7 protein-coding genes and 1 pseudogene are annotated in these 10,170 nt (G+C 58.5%); 5 read left to right on the top strand and 3 right to left on the bottom strand.

Features of this window, described 5'->3' with window-relative positions:
- Positions 1 to 76: 76 nt before the first annotated feature.
- Positions 77 to 715, bottom strand: coding sequence for a Pr6Pr family membrane protein (locus GVL50_RS27810; protein WP_159815770.1), 639 nt, complete (start codon positions 713 to 715; stop codon positions 77 to 79).
- Between the two features lies 1 nt (position 716).
- A complete protein-coding gene (locus GVL50_RS27805; RefSeq protein WP_159815769.1) occupies positions 717 to 947 on the bottom strand; it encodes a VF530 family DNA-binding protein in 231 nt (76 codons plus the stop codon).
- Positions 948 to 1,234: 287 nt separating this feature from the next.
- Here GVL50_RS27805 and GVL50_RS27800 point away from each other — a divergent pair, with 287 nt between their 5' ends.
- From GVL50_RS27800 to GVL50_RS27780, 5 genes are all read left to right on the top strand, one after another.
- Positions 1,235 to 2,596 (top strand): carbohydrate porin, encoded by a 1,362-nt coding sequence (locus GVL50_RS27800; RefSeq protein WP_053123482.1) that lies wholly within the window; start codon positions 1,235 to 1,237, stop codon positions 2,594 to 2,596.
- 229 nt (positions 2,597 to 2,825) lie between these two features.
- Positions 2,826 to 5,237, top strand: a complete 2,412-nt coding sequence (locus tag GVL50_RS27795; RefSeq protein WP_053123485.1) for a glucose/quinate/shikimate family membrane-bound PQQ-dependent dehydrogenase — start codon at positions 2,826 to 2,828, stop codon at positions 5,235 to 5,237.
- A gap of 506 nt (positions 5,238 to 5,743) precedes the next feature.
- Positions 5,744 to 6,118 (top strand): DUF6124 family protein, encoded by a 375-nt coding sequence (locus GVL50_RS27790; protein ID WP_159815768.1) that lies wholly within the window; start codon positions 5,744 to 5,746, stop codon positions 6,116 to 6,118.
- Positions 6,119 to 6,908: 790 nt separating this feature from the next.
- The gene (lon, locus tag GVL50_RS27785; protein ID WP_159815767.1) at positions 6,909 to 9,326 is read left to right on the top strand and encodes an endopeptidase La; all 2,418 of its coding nucleotides are present in this window, start codon (positions 6,909 to 6,911) and stop codon (positions 9,324 to 9,326) included.
- Between the two features lie 203 nt (positions 9,327 to 9,529).
- Positions 9,530 to 9,919, top strand: a complete 390-nt coding sequence (locus GVL50_RS27780; protein ID WP_159815766.1) for a hypothetical protein — start codon at positions 9,530 to 9,532, stop codon at positions 9,917 to 9,919.
- 133 nt (positions 9,920 to 10,052) lie between these two features.
- On the opposite strand, the pseudogene GVL50_RS29225 reads toward GVL50_RS27780, so the two are convergent.
- A pseudogene (locus GVL50_RS29225) lies at positions 10,053 to 10,170 on the bottom strand (IS110 family transposase); the annotation flags it as partial.

The raw sequence follows: 10,170 nt of genomic DNA, 5'->3' as shown, positions 1-10,170 counted from the left end.
CGAATGCGGTGGGTCAGGTTGAAAAATGTTAACTGACCCACCGCATTCGCGAGCAAGCCCGCTCCCACACTGGAATTTAACTTCGTACGGCTTGCCAGCGATCCAGGCCGATCACCAGCAACCCAATCACCACAAACCCCAGCAATATCCCCCCGGCATTGATAAACACCTGTGGATAACCCAGCACCGCCACGTCAATGAACGGATACGCATACGCGCCGAGCAAATGCCCGCGCAGCAAGGCGTAGATGAAGTACACCAGCGGATAAATCAGCCACAACGGCAGATGCCACAGGCGCAACGTGCCCTTCGGTACGCACACCCACCAATACCCCAGAAATAGTAGCGGCATCACGTCGTGCAGCAATTCATCAGCTATAAACTGCCAACCTTCCGGGTGCCACAAATGCCGCAGCAAAATGCTGTAGGCCAGGCCGACCACGACAATGCTCACGGCAATCCCACTGCTCACCCACGGCTGTAGAAACCAACGGCGTGCGGCGGATTCGCGAGCGGTCACGGCACAGGTCAGCACCGTCGCCACCAGCGTATTCGTCCATATCGTGAAGTAACTGAAAAAGCTCACCAGCCCGCCCAACAGACTGGCGCTGACGCTCAAGCGTGCGAAGAAAATCAGGTACAGCTGAATAGCCAACCCCGCCCAGCCCAATATGGCCGCGCAGGTGATCAGGCGATGGCGCCAGACGGCGTCCATCTCAGAGTGTTCGCTTGGTGCGCATCAACTTCACGTACAGACGCTCGACCTTCTCCCGCGCCCACGGGGTTTTGCGCAGAAACGTCAGGCTCGACTTGATGCTCGGATCGCTTTTGAAGCAGCGAATATCAATGCGCTCGGCCAGCCCCGACCATTCGTAATGAGTCACCAAGGCGTTGAGGATCTGTTCGAGGGTGACGCCGTGCAGCGGATCGGGGGTTTGGTCGTTCATGCCAGGCCTTTGGGCGAAGTGAATATGCAGAAGCCGCGCACCTTAGCCGAGGGGGTGGTTGGGTGGAAGGGCTTCCTATCAAATGTAGGTCAAGGGCAAAAGATCGCAGCCTTCGGCAGCTCCTACAGGGACTGTTACCGAATCCGAAAGGATGCATGTTCACAAAAGGCCTTTGTCTTTTTGTAACAGATCATTATCCTGCCGCCCTTCAGCTGAATCGCTTCACTGCCTGCGACATATTGAAGCGCTCAGTTTGCACCCCGAAAACACCAAAAAAAGACTTATTCATGCCCGATTTTTCCTTCTCCCGAGACAGCGCTATCTCAGCCCTGCGCGCCATCGGTGGCTGCACCGCCCTTGGCCTCGCCACTTGCGTCCAAGCGGCTCCCGCGTTCGACAGCGAATCACCGTACATGCTCGGTGACTGGAACGGCACGCGCACCGAACTCTCGGAAAAAGGCTACGACTTCAAACTCGATTACACCGGCGAAATGGGCAGTAATCTGCACGGCGGCTACGATCACGACCGCACCGCGCGTTACAGCGATCAGTTCGGTTTGGGCACACACCTGGATCTGCAAAAGATCCTCGGCTGGGACGACGCCGAGTTTCAACTGACCATCACCAAACGCAGCGGCAACAACATCAGCAACGACCGCATCAACGATCCGCGCGTCGGCGGCTTCACCTCGGCCCAGGAAGTCTGGGGCCGTGGCCAGACCACGCGCCTGACGCAGATGTGGTATCAGCAGAAATTCTTCGATCAGAAACTCGACATCAAAGTCGGCCGTTTCGGCGAAGGCGAAGACTTCAACAGCTTCCCGTGCGACTTCCAGAACCTCGCGTTCTGCGGCTCGCAGGTCGGCAACTGGGTCGGCGGCATCTGGTACAACTGGCCGGTCAGCCAATGGGCACTGCGCGTCAAATATCACCTGACCCCAGAGTTGTACGCGCAGGTCGGTGCCTACGAGCAGAACCCGTCGAACCTCGATCGCGGCAACGGCTTCAAACTCAGCGGCAGCGGCACCCAGGGCGCGATCCTGCCGATCGAACTGGTGTGGACGCCGAAGCTCAACGGCCTGCCGGGCGAATACCGCGCCGGTTACTACTACAGCAACGCCAAAGCCACTGACGCTTATAAAGATCAGAACGGCCAACCGGCGGCCCTCAGCGGCGAAGCCTACCGCAGCGCGTCGAGCAAACACGGCGTGTGGCTGGGCATTCAGCAGCAAATCACCAGCGTGGCCAGCGATAACAGTCGCGGTTTGAGCGTGTTCGCCAACGGCACAATGCACGACAAGAAAACCAACGCGATCGACAACTACGTGCAGGCCGGCATCACCTACAAAGGCCCGTTCGACGCGCGCGCCAAGGATGACATCGGTTTCGCCCTCGCCCGCGTGCACGTCAACCCGGCCTACCGCAAAAATGCCGAAGCGACGAATCAGGCCAATGCCGTTTACGACTATGACGATCCGGCGTTCTTGCCACCGCAAGACACTGAATACAGCGCCGAGTTGTATTACGGCGTGCATGTAACAAATTGGCTGACCATACGTCCGAACCTGCAATACATCCGCCACCCCGGTGGCGTGAACGACGTCGACGACGCCCTGATCGGCGGGATCAAAATCCAGTCCTCGTTCTAAAGGTTTGCGCAAATCCCGAATGTGGGAGCGGGCTTGCTCGCGAAAGCGGTGTGTCAGAAGGCACATGCATCGACTGACACGACGCCTTCGCGAGCAAGCCCGCTCCCACAATGGGGATTTATGAAATTCGTTAGCTAGACAAGTTTTTATCTGAACCATGCCCACGCTCAATCGTCATCTACAGTGACTACTGCGCGGGACTACTTGAAACGTCACGGAGAATCACACTATGAGCACCGAAAGTGCTTCGAGTCGAAGCCGTCTGCTACCGAGTCTGCTCGGCATTCTGCTTCTGCTGATGGGCCTGGCCATGTTGGCCGGTGGGGTCAAGCTGAGCATGCTCGGCGGCTCGCTGTACTACCTGCTGGCCGGTATCGGCATTGCGCTGTCCGGCATCCTGTTGCTGCTGGGCCGCCGTGCGGCGCTGGGCCTGTACGCCATCGTCCTGTTTGCCAGCACCGTTTGGGCGCTGTGGGAAGTCGGTCTGGACTGGTGGCAACTGGTGCCACGTCTGGCTCTGTGGTTTGTCCTCGGCTTCGTGATGTTGCTGCCGTGGTTCCGTCGTCCGCTGCTGCTTGACGGCCCGGCGCCGATGGGCACTCGCGGCCTGACCGTGGCCGTGGTTCTGGCCGGTCTCACCGCGCTGATCAGCCTGTTCACCCACCCGGGCGAAACCTTCGGCGAACTGGGCCGCGACACCGCCGACACCACCAGCACCGCACCAGCGATGCCAGATGGCGACTGGCAGGCCTATGGCCGCACCGAATTCGGTGACCGTTACTCGCCGCTGAAACAGATCACCCCGGCCAACGTCGGCAAGCTGCAAGAAGCCTGGCGCATCCAGACCGGCGACCTGCCGACGGCGGATGACCCGGTCGAGCTGACCAACGAAAACACCCCGCTGAAAGCCAACGGCATGGTCTACGCCTGCACCGCGCACAGCAAAGTGTTGGCCCTGGATCCGGACACCGGCAAAGAACTGTGGCGCTTCGACCCGCAGATCAAGAGCCCGGTCGGCTTCAAAGGCTTCGCCCACATGACTTGCCGTGGCGTGTCGTACTACGACGAAGCCGCGTACGCCAAAACTGAAAACGCAGCGTCCGCGGTGATTTCCGAAGCCGGCAAAGCCGTTGCTCAGGCCTGCCCGCGTCGTCTGTATCTGCCAACCGCTGATGCCCGTCTGATCGCACTGAACGCCGACACCGGCAAAATCTGCGAAGGCTTCGGCACCAACGGTGTGGTTGACCTGACCCAAGGCATCGGCCCGTTCACCGCTGGTGGCTACTACTCCACCTCGCCGGCCGCGATTACTCGTGATCTGGTGATCATGGGCGGTCACGTCACCGACAACGAATCGACCAACGAGCCATCGGGTGTGATCCGCGCCTTCGACGTGCACGACGGTCACCTCGTATGGAACTGGGACAGCGACAAGCCAGACGCCACCGAGCCTTTGGCACCGGGCGAAACCTACAGCCGCAACTCGGCCAACATGTGGTCGCTGGCCAGCGTCGACGAAAAACTCGGCATGGTTTACCTGCCACTGGGCAACCAGACTCCAGACCAGTGGGGCGCTGACCGCACCCCGGGCGCCGAGAAATTCAGCGCCGGTATCGTTGCTCTGGACCTGGCCACCGGTAAAGTGCGCTGGAACTACCAGTTCACCCACCACGACCTGTGGGACATGGACGTTGGCAGCCAGCCAACCCTGCTCGACATGAAAACCGCCGACGGCGTGAAACCGGCGCTGATCGCCCCGACCAAACAGGGCAGCCTGTACGTCCTCGACCGTCGTGACGGCACGCCGATCATTCCGATCAAGGAAATCCCGGTACCGCAAGGCGCCGTGAAAGGCGACCACACCGCACCGACCCAGGCGCGTTCGGATCTCAACCTGCTGGCCCCGGAACTGACCGAAAAAGCCATGTGGGGCGCGAGCCCGTTCGACCAGATGCTGTGCCGCATCCAGTTCAAAGAACTGCGTTATGAAGGCCAGTACACCCCGCCGTCGGAACAGGGCAGCCTGATCTACCCGGGTAACGTCGGCGTGTTCAACTGGGGCGGCGTTTCGGTCGATCCGGTTCGCCAAATGCTGTTCACCAGCCCGAACTACATGGCCTTCGTTTCGAAAATGGTGCCACGCGAGCAAGTCGCCGCCGGCAGCAAACGCGAAAGCGAAACCGCTGGCGTGCAACCGAACACTGGCGCGCCATACGCCGTGATCATGCACCCGTTCATGTCGCCACTCGGCGTACCGTGCCAGGCCCCGGCCTGGGGCTACGTTGCCGGTATCGACCTGACCACCGGCAAAGTCGTGTGGAAACGCAAAAACGGCACCAGCCGCGACAGCTCGCCAATCCCGATCGGCTTCACCCTGGGCGTGCCTAGCATGGGCGGCTCGATGGTCACGGCTGGCGGCGTCGGCTTCCTCAGCGGCACCCTCGACCAATACCTGCGCGCGTACGACGTCAACAGCGGTAAAGAGCTGTGGAAATCGCGTCTGCCGGCGGGTGGTCAAGCGACCCCGATGACCTACACCGGCAAAGACGGCAAGCAATACGTGCTGCTCGTTGTCGGCGGTCACGGCTCGCTGGGCACCAAAATGGGCGACTACATCATTGCCTACAAACTGCCGGAATAAGCTTTAGCGGCGGTAAAACAAAGGCGATGTCTCGTGAGGGACATCGCCTTTTTTGTGCCCGCCATATCCATGTAGGAGCTGCCGAAGGCTGCGATCTGTTGACTTTGGTTTTTAAAAGCCAGATCAAAAGATCGCAGCCTTCGGCAGCTCCTACAGGGTGGAATGGGTTGGCTGTGGGAAATGTGCTCGTCCTACAAATGCTGGTGATTGTGCGGAGTTTTTCCCACAAGTCGCGTCGGTTGTGCCTCGGAAGTGGGGTGGATAGGCTCTGAGGGTCGCTGCAAATTCAGCGAACGGGCGTCGCGGCCCGATAACTGATGCATAATCGCCAACCTCACGGCACCTCGGTGCCTGTAGCTTGTGTCATGGCGGCTGTGCGCGGGATACCGTCCTTGGAGGTATGCCGATTTCTCAGTTATCGGTCCGCGAACCCGCGTACAGCTGCCACCTCAGATTGCGTCGCGGCAATCGAAGGCAGCTCCACTTTCACCAACTGAGTATTCACCATGATCAAACCAACACCCAATCCGCCCGCAGCGGACGACACCACCCCCTACGAATTCCCCGGCTCAAAAAGATTCCACGACGCCGCCGAACGCGCCCTCGACCACTACCTCAAACCCAACGCACTCACCCTACGCTTTCACAAACCCAGCACCATGTTTCAGATCGCCCCGGATCAAGACAACGAAAGCCTGCTGGTACACGCCTGCGAATCCCTGGCCCAAGCCAGCCTCATGACCAGCGACATCGCCGCCTACATAGAACTGCCGCAGCGACGCACGATTCTGGCGATCCAGCAAATCATCATGCTCGCCGAACTCGCGGTGAACCGCGCAATGGATAACCACGAAATATCCCAACCCCCCACCCACAACTGAAAAAGCCCCTCACCCTCACCCTAACCCTCTCCCGGAGGGAGAGGGAACTGACCGAGGTGTTTGGGCGAGATACGCCGACGTGCAATACCGAGCCGAACTTGAGCTTCAAAGCGGGAATCAACAGCCCCTCACCATAACCCTCTCCCGGAGGGAGAGGGGACTGACCGAGGTGTTTGGGCGAGATACGCCGACGTGCAATACCGAGCCGAACTCACATTCTGAAAAGCCCAAAAACCGGCCCCCTCTCCCTCGGGAGAGGGCTGGGGTGAGGGGCGAACCCACCAAAAAACCAAAGCCAAACACCCGCTCTTCACCACTCAATAGGCCGAGTGTCAGCTCGCCTGCTCTTGATCTTGATCCACGAGCGACGTCGGAAGGCTGAGTGGAGGGATTGATCCGGGGGTGGGAGCGCAGCGACCGTTTGGCGCAGCCAAACACAGCGAGAGGAGGTGCAGCGAAGCAAACCGTAGGCGCTGCGCCCGGATCGATCCCGCAGCGAAGGAACCCCGAGCCCCAGCGAGCGGGCCGAACGCAGGAGCAAAGCCTTTTCGGTTACCTTTTCGGCGTCTGGAAAAGGTGACTCGCCGTAAGGGCGAAACCTCAATCCGCCATCACAAAAAAAACGGATATACACCCAAACCCCCAAGAACATGGTCGGCCCAAAGGCCGCCAAGCCCAAAAGCGTGACACCTGTCAAAACCCTGAACACACAAGCAGAAACATCCCCTCCCATTGAAACCACCCAAGCCCTGCCCCATCTAAGACCCATACCCCATTGCGCAGGTGCCCCATGAGCGACCAGCAAGAATTCCCCGATCACCCCGACGACTACACCGAAGACGACCACATCGAACACACCTCCTCCGGCAAAGGCCTCGCCCTGCCAGGCCAAAACCTGCCGGACAAGGTCTACATCATCCCGATCCACAACCGCCCGTTCTTCCCGGCCCAAGTCCTGCCGGTCATCGTCAATGAAGAACCCTGGGCCGAAACCCTCGACCTCGTCAGCAAATCCGACCACCACTCCCTGGCCCTGTTCTTCATGGACACGCCCCAGGAAGACCCGCGCCACTTCAACACCGGCGCCCTCCCCGAATACGGCACGCTGGTCAAGGTTCACCACGCCAGCCGCGAAAACGGCAAACTACAATTCGTCGCCCAAGGGCTGAGCCGCGTACGCATCAAAACCTGGCTCAAACACCACCGCCCACCGTACCTGGTCGAAGTCGAATACCCGCACCAGCCGACCGAGCCGACCGACGAGGTCAAGGCCTACGGCATGGCGCTGATCAACGCGATCAAGGAACTGCTGCCGCTCAACCCGCTGTACAGCGAAGAGCTGAAAAACTATCTCAACCGCTTCAGCCCCAACGACCCATCGCCGCTGACCGACTTCGCCGCCGCGCTGACCTCCGCCACCGGCCCCGAGCTGCAAGAAGTGCTCGACTGCGTGCCGATGCTCAAGCGCATGGAAAAAGTCCTGCCGATGCTGCGCAAGGAAGTCGAAGTCGCGCGCCTGCAAAAAGAGATCTCGGCGGAAGTTAACCGCAAGATCGGCGAGCATCAGCGCGAGTTCTTCCTCAAGGAACAACTCAAGGTCATCCAGCAGGAACTCGGCCTGACCAAAGACGACCGCAGCGCCGACCTCGAACAGTTCGAACAACGCCTCGAAGGCAAAGTCCTCCCCGCGCAGGTGCAGAAACGCCTCGAAGAGGAAATGAACAAACTGTCGATCCTCGAAACCGGCTCGCCGGAGTACGCGGTCACCCGCAACTACCTCGACTGGGCGACCTCGGTGCCATGGGGCGTGTATGGCGAGGACAAACTCGACCTCAAGCACGCGCGTAAAGTGCTCGACAAACACCACGCAGGCCTCGACGACATCAAGGATCGCATCCTCGAATTCCTCGCCGTCGGTGCTTATAAAGGTGAAATCAGCGGCTCCATCGTGCTGCTGGTCGGCCCGCCGGGCGTGGGTAAAACCAGCGTCGGCAAATCCATCGCCGAATCCCTTGGCCGACCGTTCTACCGCTTCAGCCTCGGCGGCATGCGCGACGAAGCCGAGATCAAGGGCCATCGCCGCACCTACATCGGCGCGCAGCCGGGTAAGCTGGTGCAGGCGTTGAAAGACGTTGAAGTGATGAACCCGGTGATCATGCTCGACGAGATCGACAAGATGGGCCAGAGCTACCAGGGCGACCCGGCCTCGGCGCTGCTGGAAACCCTCGACCCGGAACAGAACGTCGAATTCCTCGACCATTACCTCGACCTGCGCATGGACTTGTCAAAAGTCCTGTTCGTCTGCACCGCCAACACCCTCGATTCGATCCCCGGCCCGTTGCTGGACCGCATGGAAGTGATTCGCCTGTCTGGCTACATCACTGAAGAAAAAGTCGCCATCGCCAAGCGTCACCTGTGGCCGAAATTGCTGGAAAAGGCCGGTGTGTCGAAAGGCAGCCTGAGCATCAGCGACAGCGCGCTCAAGTCCCTGATCGACGGTTACGCCCGTGAAGCCGGCGTGCGCCAGCTGGAAAAACAGATGGGCAAACTGGTGCGCAAAGCGGTGATGAAGCTGATCGACGACCCGAAAGCGGTGATCAAACTCGGGCCGAAAGACTTGGAAGCGTCACTGGGTCATCCGGTGTTCCGCAACGAACAAGTGCTGTCCGGCACCGGTGTGATTACCGGTCTGGCCTGGACCAGCATGGGTGGCGCGACCTTGCCGATTGAAGCGACGCGCATTCATACGCTCAACCGGGGTTTCAAGCTCACCGGGCAACTGGGTGATGTGATGAAGGAGTCGGCGGAGATCGCCTACAGCTACGTCAGTTCGCACCTGAAACAGTTTGGCGGCGACGCGAAGTTCTTTGACGAAGCCTTCGTTCACCTACACGTACCCGAAGGCGCCACCCCGAAAGACGGCCCGAGCGCGGGTGTGACCATGGCCAGCGCCCTGCTCTCGCTTGCGCGTAATCAACCGCCGAAGAAAGGCGTGGCGATGACCGGCGAACTGACGTTGACCGGGCATGTACTGCCGATTGGCGGCGTGCGCGAGAAGGTGATTGCGGCGCGGCGGCAGAAGATTTTCGAGTTGATTTTGCCCGAGCCGAACCGGGGTAATTTCGAGGAATTGCCGGATTATCTGAAAGAAGGGATTACCGTGCATTTCGCGAAGAAATTTGCCGATGTGGCTAAGGTGCTTTTCTAAGAAGCAGTCATCATTTATTTACCTTCATCACGGACACAACGATTCGCTCGTGATGAAGGTAACGAATGACCAAACGGGTATTAAAAGTTAATCTTTAATTGCAAACAGTGTTTAAAACCTGACAGAGTTGACAGTACCCAACGCGTGTCAGCTCCTTTAACGTTCCTCGGCATGAATCTTTAATTTATTAGAGGAACACCATCATGAGGGCGCACGAAGCTTGCGACGAAATAAAAGACAAAAAAACATTTATAGCAACGAAAAACGGTAGCCCGCTTTTTGAAACGGACCTTATCACCGTAGATAATCAGAACACTTATATCATCATCGAAGGTTCCTACAGGCTTGGATTCAGAGAGGGACAATCGATCAGGTTAGTCATCGATCGATCCACACCTGACGGTGAGCAAACATTTGTGCCCAACCAAAGACTGAGAGAAGTTTTCTATCTCAGCATGGCAGGAAAACACTACGCTAAAGCGGGTACATTCAATTGCACTCTCGACAACATCAACCTGAAATACCGGTTGAATTTCAAACTGACATTTAATACACACGTCGAGGATATTGAAGTTGATCTGGTTATACCGTGATCACATCTAATTTTCCTCGCCGGTAAATCCGCTATCGCTGGCAAGCCAGTTCCCTCAATGTTTATTGGTGCTCACCAATCTTGTGTTCAACCGAGAAACCTGTGGGAGATTCTATGGTTGCGAACAACGTTTTTTAGGCAGTTTTGCTGACGTATGCTTTCTCGCTCTTCAGCAGCGCGTATGCAATACGCGCGAGTTTACGTGACAAAATCACCAGCGCTTCAGTGGTGGCCTTGCCCTTGTTTCGATGA

Source organism: Pseudomonas sp. 18058 (assembly GCF_902706155.1).
GTDB classification, from domain to species: Bacteria; Pseudomonadota; Gammaproteobacteria; order Pseudomonadales; family Pseudomonadaceae; genus Aquipseudomonas; species Aquipseudomonas rustica.
This window is presented reverse-complemented; position numbering and strand designations above follow the sequence as displayed.

Bases quoted from the DNA above. Each gene is read 5' to 3' on its own strand.
- GVL50_RS27810 (WP_159815770.1), bottom strand. From the start codon at position 715: ATGGACGCCGTCTGGCGCCATCGCCTGATCACCTGCGCGGCCATATTG.
- GVL50_RS27805 (WP_159815769.1), bottom strand. From the start codon at position 947: ATGAACGACCAAACCCCCGATCCGCTGCACGGCGTCACCCTCGAACAG.
- GVL50_RS27800 (WP_053123482.1), top strand. From the start codon at position 1,235: ATGCCCGATTTTTCCTTCTCCCGAGACAGCGCTATCTCAGCCCTGCGC.
- GVL50_RS27795 (WP_053123485.1), top strand. From the start codon at position 2,826: ATGAGCACCGAAAGTGCTTCGAGTCGAAGCCGTCTGCTACCGAGTCTG.
- GVL50_RS27790 (WP_159815768.1), top strand. From the start codon at position 5,744: ATGATCAAACCAACACCCAATCCGCCCGCAGCGGACGACACCACCCCC.
- lon (WP_159815767.1), top strand. From the start codon at position 6,909: ATGAGCGACCAGCAAGAATTCCCCGATCACCCCGACGACTACACCGAA.
- GVL50_RS27780 (WP_159815766.1), top strand. From the start codon at position 9,530: ATGAGGGCGCACGAAGCTTGCGACGAAATAAAAGACAAAAAAACATTT.